This is a genomic window from Ruegeria sp. ABV3_008, assembly GCF_056161185.1.
The window spans coordinates 122,912-141,334 of sequence record NZ_JBSWYP010000009.1 but is presented as its reverse complement, the minus strand read 5'-3'; the positions used below and the strand labels follow the sequence as shown (position 1 = coordinate 141,334).

Annotated in this window: 13 protein-coding genes and 1 tRNA gene; 7 read left to right on the top strand and 7 right to left on the bottom strand. The window is 54.2% G+C overall.

Annotated elements, in window-relative coordinates:
* Positions 1-76: 76 nt before the first annotated feature.
* Positions 77-1,168: a LysR family transcriptional regulator gene (locus ACXAH8_RS16035; RefSeq protein WP_475219821.1), complete on the bottom strand. Its 1,092-nt coding sequence runs from the start codon at positions 1,166-1,168 to the stop codon at positions 77-79.
* A 68-nt stretch (positions 1,169-1,236) separates the two neighbouring features.
* Here ACXAH8_RS16035 and cuyA point away from each other — a divergent pair, with 68 nt between their 5' ends.
* The 5 genes from cuyA (at position 1,237) to ACXAH8_RS16010 (ending at position 6,627) form a co-directional block, all read left to right on the top strand.
* On the top strand, positions 1,237-2,250 hold the full coding sequence (gene cuyA / locus ACXAH8_RS16030) for a D-cysteate sulfo-lyase (RefSeq protein ID WP_475219885.1): 1,014 nt from the start codon (positions 1,237-1,239) through the stop codon (positions 2,248-2,250).
* Between the two features lie 32 nt (positions 2,251-2,282).
* Complete coding sequence (locus ACXAH8_RS16025) at positions 2,283-3,242, top strand: ABC transporter substrate-binding protein (protein WP_170377011.1); 960 nt, start codon at positions 2,283-2,285, stop codon at positions 3,240-3,242.
* Positions 3,243-3,311: 69 nt separating this feature from the next.
* The gene (locus tag ACXAH8_RS16020; RefSeq protein ID WP_475219820.1) at positions 3,312-4,367 is read left to right on the top strand and encodes a quaternary amine ABC transporter ATP-binding protein; all 1,056 of its coding nucleotides are present in this window, start codon (positions 3,312-3,314) and stop codon (positions 4,365-4,367) included.
* The gene (locus ACXAH8_RS16015) at positions 4,364-5,908 is read left to right on the top strand and encodes an ABC transporter permease subunit (protein ID WP_475219819.1); all 1,545 of its coding nucleotides are present in this window, start codon (positions 4,364-4,366) and stop codon (positions 5,906-5,908) included. The genes ACXAH8_RS16020 and ACXAH8_RS16015 overlap by 4 nt, the downstream gene beginning before the upstream one ends.
* Positions 5,905-6,627 (top strand): alpha/beta fold hydrolase, encoded by a 723-nt coding sequence (locus ACXAH8_RS16010; protein ID WP_475219818.1) that lies wholly within the window; start codon positions 5,905-5,907, stop codon positions 6,625-6,627. The genes ACXAH8_RS16015 and ACXAH8_RS16010 overlap by 4 nt, the downstream gene beginning before the upstream one ends.
* Before the next feature lie 782 nt (positions 6,628-7,409).
* On the opposite strand, the gene ACXAH8_RS16005 is transcribed toward ACXAH8_RS16010, so the two are convergent.
* Genes ACXAH8_RS16005 through ACXAH8_RS15995 form a run of 3 tightly spaced genes read right to left on the bottom strand, consistent with a single transcriptional unit; the run spans position 7,410 to position 12,993 of the window.
* Positions 7,410-8,555, bottom strand: a complete 1,146-nt coding sequence (locus ACXAH8_RS16005) for a DNA cytosine methyltransferase (RefSeq protein ID WP_475219817.1) — start codon at positions 8,553-8,555, stop codon at positions 7,410-7,412.
* Positions 8,555-11,467: a BpuSI family type II restriction endonuclease gene (locus ACXAH8_RS16000; protein ID WP_475219816.1), complete on the bottom strand. Its 2,913-nt coding sequence runs from the start codon at positions 11,465-11,467 to the stop codon at positions 8,555-8,557. The genes ACXAH8_RS16005 and ACXAH8_RS16000 overlap by 1 nt, the downstream gene beginning before the upstream one ends.
* Positions 11,464-12,993, bottom strand: coding sequence for an Eco57I restriction-modification methylase domain-containing protein (locus ACXAH8_RS15995; protein WP_475219815.1), 1,530 nt, complete (start codon positions 12,991-12,993; stop codon positions 11,464-11,466). Before ACXAH8_RS15995 ends, ACXAH8_RS16000 begins: the two co-directional genes overlap by 4 nt.
* Before the next feature lie 1,281 nt (positions 12,994-14,274).
* Between ACXAH8_RS15995 and ACXAH8_RS15990 the strand changes: the two genes are divergently transcribed.
* Together ACXAH8_RS15990 and ACXAH8_RS15985 are read left to right on the top strand one after the other, a co-directional pair.
* A complete protein-coding gene (locus tag ACXAH8_RS15990; RefSeq protein ID WP_475219814.1) occupies positions 14,275-14,457 on the top strand; it encodes a helix-turn-helix transcriptional regulator in 183 nt (60 codons plus the stop codon).
* Positions 14,458-14,566: 109 nt separating this feature from the next.
* Positions 14,567-15,880, top strand: coding sequence for a primase-helicase family protein (locus tag ACXAH8_RS15985; RefSeq protein WP_475219813.1), 1,314 nt, complete (start codon positions 14,567-14,569; stop codon positions 15,878-15,880).
* A gap of 57 nt (positions 15,881-15,937) precedes the next feature.
* Here ACXAH8_RS15985 and ACXAH8_RS15980 read toward each other — a convergent pair whose 3' ends face one another.
* The 3 genes from ACXAH8_RS15980 to ACXAH8_RS15970 all read right to left on the bottom strand — a co-directional run bounded on the left by ACXAH8_RS15980 (position 15,938) and on the right by ACXAH8_RS15970 (position 18,341).
* Complete coding sequence (locus ACXAH8_RS15980) at positions 15,938-16,900, bottom strand: tyrosine-type recombinase/integrase (protein WP_475219812.1); 963 nt, start codon at positions 16,898-16,900, stop codon at positions 15,938-15,940.
* Between the two features lie 144 nt (positions 16,901-17,044).
* A tRNA-Pro gene (locus tag ACXAH8_RS15975) sits at positions 17,045-17,121 on the bottom strand.
* Between the two features lie 104 nt (positions 17,122-17,225).
* On the bottom strand, positions 17,226-18,341 hold the full coding sequence (locus ACXAH8_RS15970) for a THUMP domain-containing class I SAM-dependent RNA methyltransferase (protein WP_475219811.1): 1,116 nt from the start codon (positions 18,339-18,341) through the stop codon (positions 17,226-17,228).
* Between the last annotated feature and the right edge of the window lie 82 nt (positions 18,342-18,423).

Below are 18,423 nucleotides of genomic sequence, written 5' to 3'. Positions count from 1 at the left end.
GGCCGTCCACATCCAAGACTGGTCCGTTTGCTGCCAAGACGCCACAGGGTTACGGCTTCGTTTCGAAGGTTTTCCGTCACTCAAAATTCGGGTCCAACGGATTGTTTTGACCTCTGGCCAGAGCGGGCACTTTGTCCATTCTAGACTTTGAAGACGGCTTGTTCGTCCAGAAATCAAGCAACGTTTTCGCTATCTCGGTCTGGTGGTGGGCATAGACCACCACGTCGAGCTTTTCCTGACCCAATTGATTGCGTAGGGAGATCAGCTCGCCGCTTTCAATTTCCTTGTGCACCATGCTTAACGGCAGCCAACCAACACCGAGACCGTTCAGGATCATTTCCTTTGCCCCACTTGAAAAAGCCGTCTGGCAAACGGGGTTTTTGCTGAAATCGGCGGTTCCGAAGGGAAGTTTGCTCTTGTTCAACGCTTCGCCGAAATAGCTGTTTTCGGGATAGACGATGGCAGGCGTATCCAAAGGCACGTCACCGTTTCCGCGCACGGCATAGCGCAATCCGCCACCGATGACCGGAATGAGGTAGTCGTGCCCCCATGTGCCGCGGTGAATGCCTGCTCCGAACGGCATTGGGGCGACGGTTTGCGCCTCGTAGCATAGCAGCATGTTGGTATCGCCGCGCAGGAACAGAGTGACACAATCGTTCAGATTGGCCGTTCTCAGGCGAAACCGGAGCCCCTTGAACGTTGCACGTGCACGCAATGCCATATCAGGGAAGGTCGAGACGACCGATGCATGTGTTGCGGCGATCGTCACAATCGAAACGGTGGGGCCATGTTGCGCAATTTTTGTGCGCAGATCATTTAATCTTGCGATCAAAGAGCGGATTTCGGCTTCATTCGAGGCCAGTGCGGGACTGATCTCGACCCGGTTCGATTTGCGATCGAGAACTTCAATCCCTAGCCACTCCTCAAAACTGCGAATACGCCTTGAGAATGCGGGTTGTGTGATGTTTCTGCGGGCCGCGGCCCGCGTCATGTTCCGCTCTTCTAGAAGGGTCAGAACATCGTCAAACCACAGCATATTCATCCGCATCTCCGTTATACCCAAAGAAAATGTATGGGCAGCCTGCGAAATATGCACTGTTTTTATTCTTTTTCTTTTGAAACTGTTTGGCTGTGGGCAAAAGCAGGGAGAGTGTGGTGGCTGAGACAATTCAGATGACCGGCGGTGACACGATGGTCGCGCCGGAGATGGTTTTGAGCTTGTGCAAGGAGCTATCGCTGACGCTGGCGAAATTTCCCCGGGTATCGCTTGGTCATCTTCCTACGCCTTTGGAGCCGATGGATCGCCTGAGTGAGGTTTTGGGTGGTCCGCGTCTTTGGGTCAAACGGGATGATTGCACCGGCCTCTCATCGGGTGGGAACAAGACCCGTAAGCTGGAATTTCTGATGGCTGACGCTGTCCAGAAAGGTGCAGATACCATCATCACGCAAGGGGCGACGCAATCCAATCACGCGCGTCAAACAGCAGCGGCGGCCGCAAAACTTGGCCTTGCGTGTCACATCCTGCTTGAGGATCGCACGGGTTCCAATGACCCGAACTATATTCTGAATGGAAACGTCCTGTTAGATCGTTTGCATGGCGCCAGTGTCTCCAAGCGTCCCGGTGGTGCGGACATGAATGCCGAGATGGAAGCCTGCGCCGCGCGGATGCAGGCAGAAGGCAAAAACCCCTACATCATTCCGGGCGGTGGGTCGAACCCGATCGGGGCTTTGGGCTACGTAAATTGCGCGCGTGAGCTAAGCGAACAGGCCGCCAATGCCGGGTTGAAAATTGATGCGCTGGTCCATGCGACCGGCAGCTCTGGCACGCAAGCCGGATTGGTCGCCGGTCTTGCCGCACTTGAAAGCGACATTCACCTTCTGGGCATCGGCGTACGCGCCCCACAAGACAAACAGGAAGGCATGGTCCATGATCTGGCTATGCGCACTGTCGAATATATGGAGACGGGTACACCTATTGCGCGAGAAAATGTACGTGCAAACTGCGACTACGTCGGAGCAGGATATGGTCTTCCGACCAAGGGGATGATTGACGCGCTCAAGCTGTTGGCCCGCACCGAAGGGCTTTTGTTCGACCCGGTCTATTCGGGTAAAGGGTTGGATGGTCTCATCGACCAAAACCGCAAAGGCTATTTCGACGGCATGGACAATGTCGTCTTTCTGCACACCGGCGGAAGCGCAGCCCTTTTTGGCTATCCCGAAACTTTCGAACTTCCTGGCTACGTGGCCTGAAAATACACAACAAACCAACAAGGAGATATCAAATGAAACTAAAAAAATACTTGATCAGCGCGGCTTTGGTTTCAGCTCTCGGCGCACCACTCGCCGCTGAAGAGGTTAAGATTGGCGTTCCCACTTGGACAGGCGCACAGGCCATTGCCCATGTCTTGGGTGAGATCGTGACCACCCGCATTGGCGGCACGGTGGAGTACGTGCCCGGTAACAACGCCACAATCTTTCAAGCGATGGATCAGGGTAAGGGTGATATCGATGTGCACCCTGATGTATGGCTGCCTAATCAAGAGGCCTTCACAAAGCAATATGTTGATGGTGCTGGCACCGTAACGTTGTCATCGAACCCCTATCAGGGCAATCAGGGTTTCTGCGTCTCCAAAGACTTTGCCGCAGAGATGAATATCACCGACATCGCGGATCTTGGACGCCCCGATGTGGCGGCCGCGATGGACAGCGATGGCAACGGTAAGGGTGAGATGTGGATCGGTGCACCCGGCTGGGCCTCGGCCAATGTGAACGAGGTGAAGGTGCGCGACTATGGCCTGTTGGACTTCATCGATCCGATCCGCGCCGAGGAAGCTGTTAAGACCGCGCGCATCAAGGACAGTATCGCCAAAAAAGAAGGATATGCCTTCTACTGCTATGAGCCGCATGCCGTCTGGTACATGTTTGACGTGGTGATGCTGACCGAACCGACTTATGACCCTGAAAAATACGTGATGGTGCAGCCCTCCGACGACCCTGACTGGTACAACAAGTCGATGGTAGCCAGCAAGGACGCTCTGAAGGAAGTTCAGATCGCCTGGTCCAACTCGCTTGGGGATCGCTCGCCGGCGATTGCAGAGTTCTTCGCGAACTTCTCCCTTACCGCCGATGACGTGAGCTCGCTGGCCTTCGAGATCAGTGCCAATGGGCGCGATGCTGAGGAAGTTGCGGCCGAGTGGGTTAACGCCAATTCCGAGCGCGTAGATGCGATGCTGGGTCTCTGAGCCAGACCAAAAAACAACGGGCAGCACCTAGCGGTGCCGCCCCATTTGAAGGCACGTACGGGTGGGCGGATGAGCGACGAGACTGTAATCGAAATTTCCAATATCTGGAAAATCTTTGGCGCTAAGCCCGAAGCTGCTCTGGAAGCCATTCGTGCGCGGGGGCTGACCAAGGCTGAAGTCCTTGCCGAATTCAATGCGGTGGTGGGCGTGGCCGATGTCAGCCTCAACGTAAACCGCGGTGAGATCTTCTGCATCATGGGGCTGTCAGGGAGCGGCAAATCCACACTCGTGCGCCATTTCAATCGCCTGCTCGAACCAACGGCCGGCAAAATCGAAATCGAGGGCACGGACGTCATGGCGCTCGGCACAAAGGAGCTTCAGGCTTTCCGCAACCGGAAAATCGGGATGGTGTTCCAGAATTTTGCGCTGATGCCTCACCGCTCGGTCCTTGATAATGTAGCAATGCCGCTGGAAATCCGACAGGTCGCCAAGAACGAGCGTATGCGGCAGGCGGCCGCCATTCTCGACATTGTCGAATTGGGGGCGTGGGGGTCGAAATTCGCTCACGAACTCTCTGGGGGCATGCAGCAACGTGTGGGGCTTGCCCGTGCGCTCGCGGCCAATCCTGATGTTCTGTTGATGGATGAGCCATTCTCCGCACTTGATCCCCTGATCCGACGGCAGTTGCAGGATGAGTTCATCCGGTTGTCCAAAATCCTCAAGAAAACAACGATCTTCATCACCCATGACCTTGATGAGGCTGTCCGCATCGGAGACAGGATTGCGATCATGCGTGACGGCAAGATGGTGCAGATCGGCTCGGCTGAGGACATTGTGATGCATCCCGCTGATGACTACGTCGCTGATTTCGTGGCCGGGATCTCGCGCCTGAAGGTGGTGCATGCTCATGCGGCGATGCAGCCCTTGGACAGCTACCTCGCCACGCACGGCCCACTGCCGGCTGACATCGACCGGGTGGACCACAATGAGACGCTCTCCGCATTAATTACACGAGCCATTGACGACGAACGGCCGGTTTTGGTGTCCGCAGGTGGTGAGGACAGAGGTGTCATCACTCGCGCAGATCTGTTGCGCACCGTGATTGAAGGGACGGAAATGTCATGAGCGAAGATCTCGGTGTGAACCCCCTTGAAGACACAGAAAGCGAAGCCGCGAAGGCCTACGCCGAGGAACGCCGCGAGAATATCCGCACTTTTGTGCGCACAAGCCACGATTACTACATCCGCAATTTCGACAAGATCGGGGCGTCCGCACGCTTTACGGCAACCTTCAATGTGATGGCCGGGCTCTTTGGTCCAATCTGGTTCGGCGCACGCGGGCTTTGGTCATGGGCATTGGCCTTTCTTGTTGTCGAGGCGATCGGCTTTGTGCAGATCGCGCGGGGCCTGTTCGGAGATCTGGGCGCAGACGCGTTGGCCCGTGTGACCTCGATCGAAGGTACGCTCGATTTGCGCTACCAGCAGCTTGCGGCCGCGCAAGAGAGCGGCTCGGATCGAGCCGCAGCGATCCAGCGTCAGATCGAAGGGCTGGAGGCCAACATAGAAGGCTTCCGCGCCGAGGCAGAGTTGCTCGCCGCGCAAGGCCCGTCGATTGCCCTCACCGGTGTTGTAGTCTTGCTTGTAGCCAAGCTCATACAGGCTGTGGCCGCCAACTGGGCGCTGGAGGCCCGGTTTTCTGACTGGCTCTCAGATCGCACAATTCGCTCTGGCATGCCGGTCAGCCAGATAGTCTTCAGCGCGGGTTTCATGATCCTGTTGGTCGCGACCGCAATGATCCACTACAGTTTCCCGGGTCGTTTTTCGTTTCTTAGTGAATTCCCGACAGATAACTCAATTCGCCTAGCCAGTATTGACAGCGTAGAGGCATTTATCGCCTGGTGCGTCGCCAACAGTGTGGCGTTCTTTGACGGGCTCACCGCGGCTATTCGCTGGTTGCTGGATGCCATGGAGGTTGCGTTGGTTCAGACCCCTTGGATCGTGGTTGCCGCGCTGATCGTTCTGTTGACCTGGCTCACGGCTGGCTTGCGCATGGCTATCTGGTCTGGTGCTTTTTTGGCCTATATGGGCCTTCTCGGCTTCTGGGAAAAAGCTATGACCACTTTGGCGCTTCTCGGCACTGCGGCGCTGCTTTCCATCGTGATTGGCATTCCTTTGGGTATGTTCTCTGCGCGTCGACCGCGCTTCTACGCGGTCATCCAACCGATCATGGATTTCATGCAGACCATGCCTGCTTTTGTCTTCATGGTGCCTGTGATTGCCTTCTTCGGGGTTGGTAAACCAGCGGCAGTCATTGTCACTATGATCTTCGGTGGGACACCCGTGGTACGCCTTACCGTTTTGGGCCTGCGTGGTGTGCCCGAAAGCGTACGTGAAGCCGCGATTAGCTTTGGCGCCAACAAGTGGTACCTTCTCACCAAGGTCGATCTTCCGCTTGCCAGCCCCTCCATTCGCGCGGGTATCAACCAAACAATCATGCTGTCACTGGCCATGGTCGTGGTGGCCTCGCTTATTGGTGCGAAAGGGCTGGGCGAAGACGTCCTCGAGGCGCTGCAATACGCCAATGTAGGCCAGGGTATCCTCGCAGGCTTTGCCATTCTCTTCTGCGCGATGATCCTTGATCGGATCGTTCAAGGTCAGCGAAAGTGACCCCCTTTGTCCTGGTTCATGGTTTCATGGGGGGCAGCGCACAATGGGATGAGTGTCGCGATACCCTGCAGCAACATGCTGATGTGATTGCAGTCGACCTGCCCGGTTTCGGCGCAAATGCCCATCTGCCGCCAATCGACAGTATTGGCGGATATGCGGATTGGGTCATCCAGCACCTCCGCGGCCTTGGAGTGGAGGAGTATCATCTGCTGGGTCACTCCATGGGCGGCATGATCGCTCAGGAAATTGTCTTGCGCGATGGTGCAAGGATTGACCGTCTTGTGCTCTACGCAACTGGTGCCATCGGTATTTTGCCGGGGCGGTTCGAGACCATTGAACAGAGTAAAAAACGCGCCGCGGAAGATGGCCCGGCGGCCACCGCGCGTCGGATCGCAGCAACTTGGTTTTTGGATCGCGAAGCTGCACCCGGATATGAACACTGCGCCGCGATTGCCACTCAAGCCAAGCTGCCGGCCCTGGAGGCCGGCCTGGACGCGATGCAAGCTTGGTCAGGGGAACAGAACCTGTCCCAAATCCAACAGGAAACTCTCGTCCTTTGGGGCGATCGAGATCGGACATATCCGTGGAGCCAAATTCAAATGCTTTGGGAGGCGATCCCCAGTACATCGCTTGCAGTGGTACCGGCCTGCGCCCACGCGCTCCATGCGGAGAAATCTGATCTGTTTCAACGCCTTATATCCAACTTTTTGGATCACTGAAGTATGCATACGACTTTGACTTTTTCATGGTCGCAGCCAGCTTTGTCCACGATCCGGAAGTTCTTTGCCGGCTCGAGTTAGCGGTCGCAGCGATTGTCTGGTGCGGTCAGCCACGCCGCAGCGAATACCGGAATCGATGAACGGCTGGAATAGGCCGCCAGTTCAAAATTACGACTTGAACTAGCAACGCTTCAGGCTGAAGGAGGAAACTTTAGTCGGCGGAAAGGTAAGTTCATTGGTCGGAGTGAGAGGATTCGAACCTCCGACCCCTGCCTCCCGAAGACAGTGCTCGGTCGGCATATCGTCTGACGCTGACATGCACTGCACGACATTTGAAAACATCTGGCTGCTCAAGAACGTCCGTGTTGTCAGTACCTTAGTGTCGCACGCACGGATGCGCAGTTCAATAAGCATCGTGGTGCTTGCTCACCTGCGTAGAGCGCAACGCTGCAGCGCATCTCTCCGGAACTGCAGCGGAGGTGCAGCGCTGAATCGCGTAGCCAAGTGAGCCACCATCTCATCTTCTTCAGTCTCTCCCCCGCCCAGATCCAAAACCCCGTTCCCTGTGCGGCGGCCCTGTTGTGGCGATGTCAAGCGCACCGCTTTTTGGCTCATGGCCAATCCAACTTATCCTACTTATCCAACATTTCAGTTCAGTTTGTTTGGAAGTCGCATCGGCAGGTGAACACCCAAAGACCTGCCGTCTTAGCAGATGTCCAAACTAGGTTTTAGAAGTTGGATAGGTTGGATTGGCCTGGCTTGCGGATGGTCCAGCAGGCCGCTCACGCTAAGGTGTATTCTTGAGATCCGGATGAATCTGGTTCGGCTTTGATCCCAAACGAACGAAGCAACTCTTTCGCAACGGCTAAAGCCAGAAGTGGAGGTACGGCGTTTCCAACCAGTGCATTTCGATCATCTTGTGCGCCGATACGAGGAATATCAAATCGGTCGGGCAAGGATTGCAGACGCATTGCTTCGCGGATGCTAATCAGCCTTTCATCAACTGGATGAAAATTCGCACCCACATTTGGGCGCCTGAAATAGGTGTTTATTGTATAGGCTGGTCTGTCTGGATGTAACCTTCCGTAGGTTGTGGTTCTTCCTCCAGATTTCTTGAAGTTCAGAATACGCTGTGTCGCGTATTCGTCAGGAACATCCATATAGTTTCCACCTGGAGGTATGAAGCTGACGAGCAATTTGTCCGTATCAGACATGCGAGGCATTTCGTGAAGTGTGAAATCGATGCTTGAACCGCGCATTTTCGCAGCAAATTTTGAGGCAGCATTTCCAGAGTATTTGGCCCTTTCGCCTCTGCCGACTGGAGAGCCAAGATCCATCAGAGCAGAAGCGCTGCCAAGACTAAAGTCTGAACTCGGACCGCCAAAGACATCTAGTGCAAATTCATTCCGGTCTGGAGTTTTTACCGGTGCATCCAGCGAACCAACTATAAAGACACGCTTCCTCAGCTGAGGGACCAGATAATCTGCGGCATTAAGCTTCATCACAGAAACGAAATAGCCGAGATCTTGGAATTTTCTCGCAAGATAATCCGTCAGGCGTTCCTCGTTTACCCGAGCGGCTGATAGACCTGGAACGTTTTCCATAACGAACCCAGTAGGGCGCTTTGCTTTAACGACTTCAAAAAACCGGAAAACAAGCTTTCCTCTTTCGTCATCGGCTTGCCTCAAACCCACAAGAGAGAACGATTGACAAGGAGGCCCACCAATTATGATATCCGTCTCTGGAATGTCAGAGAACTCTAAGTCTTCAATATCAATCCGATTTAATGACCGACCGAAATTTAAAGGGTACGCCTTCTCTGCAATTGGCGATATGTCGGTTGCCCAGGTGATTGAAGCTCCAGCCCAATCGAAACCCAAATCCAGCCCACCAATACCTGTGAAAAACGAAGCAACGGTTGGAGACATTAGTGATTCCTCGCTTCTTGTAGTTCATGCAAGCGGTCCCAAACTTCGGTGAGTAACCCATGCACACTTAGGCCTGGAATAAGCCTTGCCAGCTCAACTGCAAACAATTGATCAAGATGCATCAGCTCAGGCTGCAGTTCCACACGTACGTCGGTTCTCACTGGGAATGGAATATTGGTTAGACTCGCTAGGATTTCACTTCGCTGATTTGCTCCGATAGTTCGCGGATCTATAACCCAAATCTTATCTGTATGACGTTGCTCGACTGACCTTGCCCCTTCACGGTTGTTGGATTCGAGCTCGAACTGGAGGTTTCCAAAGCTAGATATTAGCCAAGCGCCAATGATCCGCGTAGCGTCCTGTTGCGACAGACCATTGCTCGGATCTGTCGCGACGCAATCACCATAGCTGAGAAAATTACTGGATAGTCGAACTTGGCGGCCATTTTGACTGAACGCATAGTTGTTTATATGAACCCTATGACCAACCCTTTGTTTGCGAGGAATAATGAGCTCCCCAGCATAAGGTTCCCGAAGAACATTCCACAACTGAGGTCTAGGTAAAACACTTTCGTCTAGACCTACAATTTGTTCTATCCGCTCAATGTAAGATTGCGTTTCAGCATTTGATCTCAGCGAGCTTACTGCTTGATCAAGCGATACATCCCAGCTTTTGCGTCTATCGCCTCGATAACTTGCAGTAATCACCGAGCTTCTCTGCAGTGGGGTCTCCAATGTCCAGTCGCGGGCTACGTCTTCATAGGATATTTCGAAGCCAGCAATTCGGTCCGCTTTGTTGATCGCATATCCTCGAAAACTACTTGGAATTTGTTGGGCCAAAGTATGAAGTTCTGCGTTCTCGGTTCGTGTCAGCGCGCCGTTCGAGATTGTCTGGAAGGGTCTGCCATCAGTTTTGTGGCTGCGCTTAGGACCGTATTGAGTTCTCTCCGGAAACTCATAAACCGCGATACCGCCACCTTCCTTTGCCAGACTGCCTCTTCTGCCCCATGAAAAGAGTTCAGGGAGCAACTGAAGTGGAAGCTTTCTGAAGTCGCTAACCAGTTGTACCGAGAGATACGGCTTCCAAGTACCCGAAGTTAGATCCGCTTGCCTTACTTTACGCACGCTCCAACGATCCGGAATTGGCCCTCCACGAATGGCCGCCGCCGCTTCTTCAGCCCCAGTTCTACCTGGCTCTTCAACGCGTACAAAGCTTACTTCATGGGCCTCACTTGGTGTCGACTTTTTGAGGATCAGCATTGAAGTTGCAATCATGAGCTGCTCGAAGAATTGGCTGTGTGGATAAGTCACCACGGCCAGGACTTCACAATGCTGCAGGATCAAATCTCGAAGCGCACGTGCCGTTTCGTTGTCAAACCACTTATTGTCGAGAATAACTCCAATAGTTGCGCCTGATTGGGCGGACTTAATAACAAATTCAACATATAGCGCGAAAATATTGGCCTGCCCTCGATCTGCATCAACGCTGCCACCAACCCTGGCGATTGCGTCGCGGAAATGCGCGCGTAGTTCGACAGGTATTGGCGCCTCATCCTGAGATTCGTACCGTTTGAATGGCGGATTCATCAAAACTATATCCGCAGCTGCCACTTGGTCAGGCGAACTGAACATGTCCGCGACGGAGATCCGGCACCGTGCCGTTGGATCAGCAAGCCGCGGTTCCTTAATTGCTAATCGTAGCGCCGCAATTTTTGCTATAAGTGAGTCCGCTTCTAATCCTACGACCTGAGACAGTACTTGTTCGTGTGGAACTCCCAATGACCTAAGTCGATCATAGGCCGCCGATATCAAGTTCCCTTCACCGCAACCAGGGTCCAAAATACGTGCACCTGGATCAGTAATCGTTAGTGCCGCGAGAAGACCAGCAAGCTCTGCGTCTGTGGCGGCTTTTCCGTGTGAGTCTCTTACAGATGGGGCCGCCGTCTCTTGAACCAGTGTTTCCGGAAATGCATAGCTGTCAGCTCGGTTAGCGGCCATTGAACTAACATCTGCAGAAGTCAGTGAGGCAAGATAGTTTTCGATGCTTGATTGAACTACTGGGTTACTCTCGAATCCGAGGTACAAGGGTGCGCAACTGTCCTCGAAGACGCCTGCAAAATCGATCGACCTTAGGACCACCAGTGCATTCGCGACACCAGCGAGAGTATTTCCTACAGCTCCGACGGAGTTTTTGCGTGGATGATCATGTCGACGAAGCAATCCACGTAAATACTCAGCCAAAAGACACCTGACCATCATCTCACGCCGCGCATTCAGCCTGTAGTCTATTGAGAAGTATTCCCGCACTACTTCAGGCAACATGCCAGCGCTTGTGTCCATCGCTGCGTCATATGGTAGGCCCTCCGAATGATCGTACGCACTTTGGGCTATACCGGGCCAAATCGAGGTGAACTCTGGGGTCGTCGTGCTTAGCGCACTTGAAACTAAGTCTTTTAGATGCTGACAAAATTGGAGTCTGTGCTCGCTTCGAGTTGTCGATGCGAAGCGCCCGGAGTCGTATGACATGCCATTTAATCGACAATCTTTAGGCGGCGAACTTCCTCGCAGGGCAAAACCCAGCGTAATTTCCATATTCGAGATCGCAAAGAATCTTGGGCGGCCTATCGAGTAGAGACTATCGTTTGCCTCAGCGTACCCTTTTGCCTGTATCTGATTGCGCTCTGAATTTACGGTGTCTGGCCTTCGCTTAATTTCGAATACCAATATCCAGCGCCCAGAAGCTCTTTCCACTAAAACGAAGTCTGGAACAACTCCAACTCCAGTGCTCACTGGGTGATGAAGCCATTCATACGTCGCGTGGAGCCCCATTTGGTCTAGCGCTTCGCGAGCAACAGACTCAAACTCTGGATGAAAGACGCCGACCTCATCATCAGAATACGATAGCCAACTCATTTCTGCCTCCCGGTGGGCTTTTTGGCACGTTCGCTGGCGTCGCGATACTCTTCCCTGATCTTGTCGGGTTCAAGATCTGAAAGTCCGAGAACAGAATAGACTAGATCATCGATTTCTCGCAGGAGAGCTTCAGTTTCTTGTGGGCTAGCTGCCAAATTCCGGCCGATATTTTTCAACTTCAAACGATCAGCTTCTTCCCACTTGCGAACGTCCAACACTTCTGCTTCGCGATACTCGTACAATTGCAACTTCGCCAACCCCGCACCCTGATTGCGAGCATTCCTCATGATCCCTGTAACACTGGCAGTGGCATTTAGTGCCGCAAGCCACATGTGGCCCTCGCCATCATTTGGTGTGAGACCGTAGAAGTTGTCGGAATAGGCGCGCCGGTTCGGGTTTAAGATATGACGTGGCCGATGACGCAGATAGTAGTTGAAAAGCAACAAGTCCGAGGGAGCGGCGCTATGGCGGTACCACCTTTCAGGTCTTTCCCGGTACCAAGTGAGAATTGAAACGTTTTTGTCTGGATGCTTAAGAGCCTCGGGCAGCCGCTCCTCGAGAACACGGATTGTCTTCTGTGTGCCCTCCGCTTCAGAAACGAGCAATGCTGCTTCTGGGTGATGAGAAGGAACCACAAAGCCTTCGATCTTTGAGATCTTTTTCACAAATGGTGTTGAGTCTTCTGCTTTAGCGCGCTCCAGTTCGGTCAGGAAAAACTTCGATTGCTTTAAACGAAGACCGCGACGCGTGTCGAAGAGCTCGCCAATTGAGGACATGCCAAACCGACTGACTGATTGCGTGCGACGGCTTTCCATTTTGCGCTTCTGAGGCCCCTTCTCCGCAAAGATGATAGTTGCGTCGATAAGTCTCCCTTCAAACGGAAGAGGAGGGACTGTTTCGGCTCTCCAGCTAGAGCAAGTTTCATCCAATTGCCGCTGCAACCATCTCCCATATTTTGTGGATTGCCAGGAGTCATAAACAATACACGCGAGCTTGCCGCCCTGTTTTAGGTCGGCGAGTGCTTTGATGATGAAATAAACGTACAGGTTCGCTGTGCCTGGTACGTCAACATTGAGGGCTCTCAGTAGTTCTGACCGATACCTCGTCTTCTCTCCAATCCATTCTTGTCGAACATATGGAGGGTTCATAACCGCAAAATCGAAGTTCCCTTTTATGGTTTGCAGCAAATAATCAGCACATTTCACTTCATACTTTTCATCCGATACTTGATCGCTGATCTCGCACATCTCGGGATCTATATCATAGGCTTTGAGATGAACGACTTGATTGCAAATATTCCTTATAGCATTTGGAAATGTGCTTGGGCCCACACACGGGTCCAACACAAGACTCGCCGAGTGCGCGCAGTCTAGGCCAATGCCCCGGACCATTTTTGTTGCCAGAGCCTTGCTAGTGAACACTTGACCCAGCGCTTGCGATTTCGATGTTGGCTTTTTTGCAACGCTAGGGGGGTCGCCAGATTTTGTTACTGCGCGTGTCATCGACTGGACTTCATACTTCGTCATAAAGGCGCTTCATTTGTTGAACGGATAGTACAGCACCAACTTTTACCGGCCTTGCAACATCGGTTATTCCCAGAACTTTGTTTTCCAACAAACACAGCTTAAATTCTCCGAAATCCGGCATTGGTGCACACGGGTCTGCATGCTCCGCACAATAGAACGCACATCTGCATTTGACCACAGATGTTGGGTATAAGATTCAAAAAGCTACTAGGATTTGGTATCTTTGGGGATTATGGGCGCTATGTGACTGCCGAACCATTGCTACAAGTTCAGTTAAGCTAGGTGGTTACAGAGCGACACGAAGCCACCAAGAATTTGCGTTTCAGGTGCGAATTCACACCAGGTATCATGTGAAAAGATCTCTTTTCAATCGGAGTGCGGCGTGGCCCAGTGAACTGCAGGCAAATCGACTCGTCTATATGCTCGTTCGGCTTCTCGCCACCGTTGATCCAACCATTCTGCAAGACGTAGGGCTTCACCGTAACGTCCGGTCGCCTGCAACCACGCCGCAGCGTCTCTTAAGGATACAACGACTCGGTTATTTGAGACACGCTGCGCTGGCGGTCCCTTGCCTCTCGCTCGAGACATTCGAAGTGTGTTTGGTTTAATCCCAGTAACCCGGCAGAATTCGTGGGCGTAGATTGTACCGTCATATCGGATCATCTGGGTAAGTGTTGGGGCAGAAGTGATTGAAGCACCCGAGTGCCCGACTGAACCCGACGTATGGCCGGTCGCTTCATCACAAACACTCTCTGTTCTTGGCATTTTACCCTCCTGCCAACGAAGGTTCTGGCTGGATCCTGACAACTGGATTTTTTGATACCATCTGAAGGCTGGATTGCCATGCTGGGCTAGCTTTGATCCGACATATCCAACCTTCCAACTTTTATTTTTTTGCTAACGACCTGGGCTAGGCTCTTTGAAGGCTCACACAGCACACGCAGCATCCTAATCAGGTCGGAGATGTTGGATATGATGGATCGACATGAGGGGCCATTTGCATGCAACTGCAGAGCACTGCGCGCAGTGTAAGCCATTGTACCACAATACTTTTTCACTTGACTTAAGGTGGGTCATCATGGATCATCATGATATCTCGATCTATTGAGTTGCCCTGACCGCGCGGGCTGAGCGCGAGACGCCTCCCGGGCTTTGCTTGGAGGCCATGACCGCAGAAAACTGCGAGACCAGCATGTGACGATTTCGATCACAGCGGTACCCAAACATCAATGAAACTAAAGCCAGAAGCACTCGCTTCTTGGTTCCAGGAGGAATCTCGCCATGAAAGCGAAGACCTACTCTATTGATGAGTTCTGCGACGCCTACGGCGTAAGCCGCTCATCGTACTACCGACTGCGAAGAGCCGGAAATGGGCCCCGCGTCGCGAGAATCGGTGGCAGGGTCGTGGTGCCCGCTGTTGCTGCAGAAGTTTGGTTGGCCAAGCTAACCGAAGCTACAGCCTAAAACGAACCCGCCAACTCGGAGCGAGCAGCGGGCGAGGCAGTACACGACTGAAATATATGCCAAAAATTAACGCTGTTCAACTTCGAAGGCAACTCGAAGGGAACATGAAATGTCCAAGAAAAGGAAGAGCCGGGCTTGGGTCATCGGCTACATGAATAGCAAGTATGCGATCGTGCCTATTGGCGGAAAGGTCCGCATCGTGGAAGCAATCAAAGACCCCGTTTTGAAGCGAACCCTGTTTCGTTTCTACAGTGAGACGGACCTCAAGCTAAAGCACTCTAATTGCTTCGTCGAGGTACACAAGGAAGGCAAAACCGAACCGGACCTTGTTCCTTGGGTTCAGATTTGGCTGAGCAGTGATGAGAGACGTCAGTACCGTGGACTGGTGTTTGACCCTGCGGACGATCATCCAGAATTTCTGAACCTCTGGTGCGGCTACTCAGTTGTGGCGAAGGCGGGCGACGTTTCGATGTTCTTGGACTTCGTCAGAGACATCATCTGCGGAGGTGACCGCGAAGCTTACCAGTATCTGATGTCGTACTTCGCGCATATGGTTCAGCGACCACGTGAGTTGCCAGGAACTGCTCTTGTGCTTCTTGGCCGTCAGGGTGTCGGCAAAGGGTTCTTCATGCAGCAGGTGGGCGCATTGATCAAAGATCATTACGTTCAACTAACGCAGGCAAAACACTTGACCGGCAACTTCAGCGGTCACTTGGCGCATGCGTTGCTCGTATTCGCTGACGAAGGGTCGTTCACCCGCCAGTACTCCGCCAACATACTGAAGTCGCGCATCTCGGAGCCGACGTTCTTGATGGAGCAAAAGGGCATTGACGCGATCCCGGTTGCGAACTTCATGCGACTTGTAATCGCGAGTAACGAGGAACACGTGATCCGCGCCCAGTTCGACGAACGCAGATATGCTGTTCTGAGCGTGTCAGATGCCAAGCAAGGTGACGTGCCTTACTTTGCAGAACTCGCGCGATTTATGAGCGATGGTGGCCGCGCTGCCTTAATGCAGGTCTTGTTGGATTGGGACTTGTCAGACGTGAACATCAGGTCGGTACCGAAGACGCGCGCTTTGGTCGAGCAGAAGATGCTGTCGATGACAGAAATGGAACGCTGGTGGTACGAGCGCCTCCAAGCCGGGATCTTGCCGCAAAACTCCACCGGTTGGCCACATCAGTTGGCGGTGCGCGAAGTGATGCGGGATTTCGAGGACTTCTGTTATGGATTAGGCGCACGCGGTCGAAGCCTTGAGACACAGGTCGGCAAGTTCTTAAGGCGAATGGTGCCAGGTATCCAAAACACACGACCCGGCGGAACGCGCAGCTACGTCTTCCCATCGTTGGCCGAGTGCGGTGCTGCTTTTGACCGAGAGACAGGTGTATCGTGGGAGTGGCCGAGCGACGAAGACGTCGCGTAACGGCTAACAACCATCTGGGGCGGCGCGTCTGCGTCACCCCAGATCGACAACTAAAACTCACGTTCCTGCGTGTAGTTTTGCAACGAGATCAGTCGCACGAAGTCTTGCGTACCGATCAAGCAGAACACCCGCATCACGATGACCAGTCAACACTTGCACCTCTGCCACCGACCATCCTTCGAGCACCTTGTCTGTCGCTGCCTGCGCTCGCAGATCATGCAACCTGATGTCACTTATACCGGCGCGCGCACGCAAACGTTGCCAAGCCAGTCGCACGGCGTTCGTGCTGATGGGCAACACGCGGTCATCGGTGCGTGCCAACTCTCGCAACACGTCCAAGGCACGCGGTGACAACGGCACCAGCCTTGCGTGTCTGTTCTTCGTCTTGGGCAGCAACACAGTGCACGCGTCGAAGTCCACGTGCTGCCAGAGCATCGACAGCAGTTCGCCACGACGACAAGCAGTCGCGCGCGCCAACACCAACAGCGGATGCATCAACTGGTTCTTGCACTGCCCCGCCGCATCGAGCAGCGTTTGCCACTCACCGTCCTTTAGCCTCCGTTCGCGCCGGTCGCTGATGCGTGGTCGCTTCACGTGCCGCACCGGGTTCGCATTGCTCGCTGCGCTGTCATCAAGCTGACGTTCGATGGCTGTCTGCATCAACGACAACTCGCGTGCCACAGTTGCTGGCTTGGCATTTCGGCCGCGTTGGTCACGCCACCGCGCAACATCGGCACTGGTCAACACGTTGATGCGCATCTCTGCCAGCTTCGTTCGGCCGAGTGAGTAAAGCCGCCACCGTTCGTTCGGCATCTCGTCTGCCAACTGATGCAGCGCGTCTGATAGCGTCAGTATCTTTGGCTTCGGTTGGTTCAAATCACCACGTTCTGCGCGCATCTCCGCATCGCGTGCCCACATCACTGCGTCGGCTCGCTTCGTAAACGTCTTGCTCGCTGATCGGCCCGCACGTCGCACCGTCGCTTGCCACTTGCCACTCGGTCGCTTGTTGATCGTCGCCATCTCGCATCTCTCCTCGTGCGATGATGGACGTTTTGAGCTGCGTTTTTTTGCTTGGTGCAGCGGAAGTGCAGCGATCAGACAACCGACACGGTGTCGGTGCGTGCAACTGCATCCAGATGTATCAACAACATCAAGCAGTTGATCTGGTCGGAGTGAGAGGATTCGAACCTCCGACCCCTGCCTCCCGAAGACAGTGCTCTACCAGGCTGAGCTACACTCCGACCGTGGCGGCGGGTCTATACGCGTGGGTTGGGATGCGCAAGGGGGTTCTTGCGCGCGAAATTGGAAAAGTCTTGGCGCGCTCAGCCGGGTTGCGCTGAATGCACTATTGTAGAATCTCGGTTCTATACAGACGAATTTTCGTGCCGCCGTGATCGACGAACGGACCAGTGGGCAGAAAAGGCAGGCGCGTCGCGCGGGCGAGGGCTGGGGCGCTGGTGATAACGCCGACGCGCCACCCCTGGAAGCGGGCCATCAGCGTTTTGCCAAGGCTGCCATAAAGCGAACGCAGACGTTTTTCATCACCGAGCCGTGCGCCGTATGGGGGGTTCACGATGACTAGACCAGCGGGCCCAGGGGGTGGTTTGATGTCGCTTACGGCGCGATGCTGAAAACGGGTATGCTCCGCCACACCAGCCTGTTCGGCGTTGGTAGAGGCGGCCTCGACAGCGCCTGTGTTTCGGTCGGAGCCGTAGAACTGAAGGGGGCTCTCGGATGGGTGGCACGCGCTCCGCATTGCCTGCCATGCCGCTTTGTCGAACTCGGACAGCTGCTCGAAAGCGAAGGATCGCGAACGTCCCGGCGCCAGCCCAAGGGCGATCTCGGCGGCTTCAATGACAAAGGTGCCCGAGCCGCACATAGGGTCGACAGCCGGCTCTGTCCCCTCGAACCCGCATTCGCGCAGGAACATCGCGGCCATGGTCTCGCGCATGGGGGCCTTGGCGACAGCGGTTTTGTGACCGCGCTTGTGCAGCGGCTCACCCGAGCTGTCGATCGACAGCGTGCAGAGATCCCTTTCGATGCGCAGTAGAACACGCAGATCGGCCTCGGGAGTAATCGCTGCGCCCAAGGTGTCAGAGATTGCGCCCTCAATGCGCTGGCGCGCAGCCCCGGCATGGTAAATGCGAGACTTGCGACTGGTGGCTTCGACCTTGACGGGAACGTCGGGGCGAAGAAAGTCCGACCAGGGAAACTTGCGCGCGCGTTTATCCAGTTGGGCCAGATGGACGGCAGGAAAGCTGCCGATGCGCACCAGAACCTTGTTGGCACCGCGTAGGACAAGATTGGCCCGCCAGACCTCTGACCAATCACCCGTACAGCTGACGCCGCCGGGCACGACGCGTGCGCCTGCGAATCCGTGCTGCGTGGCCTCGGCGCAGAGCGGGGTTTCGAGGCCCGGTGTTGCCACCAAGAAGATATCAAACTCGTGGGTCATGCTCATTTTTGTTGCTTACACCGGATGCGGCAGAGGTGCGACCGGCAAAATATCGGTGTGTTAGCGCCAATATGAACGTTCGATTAAG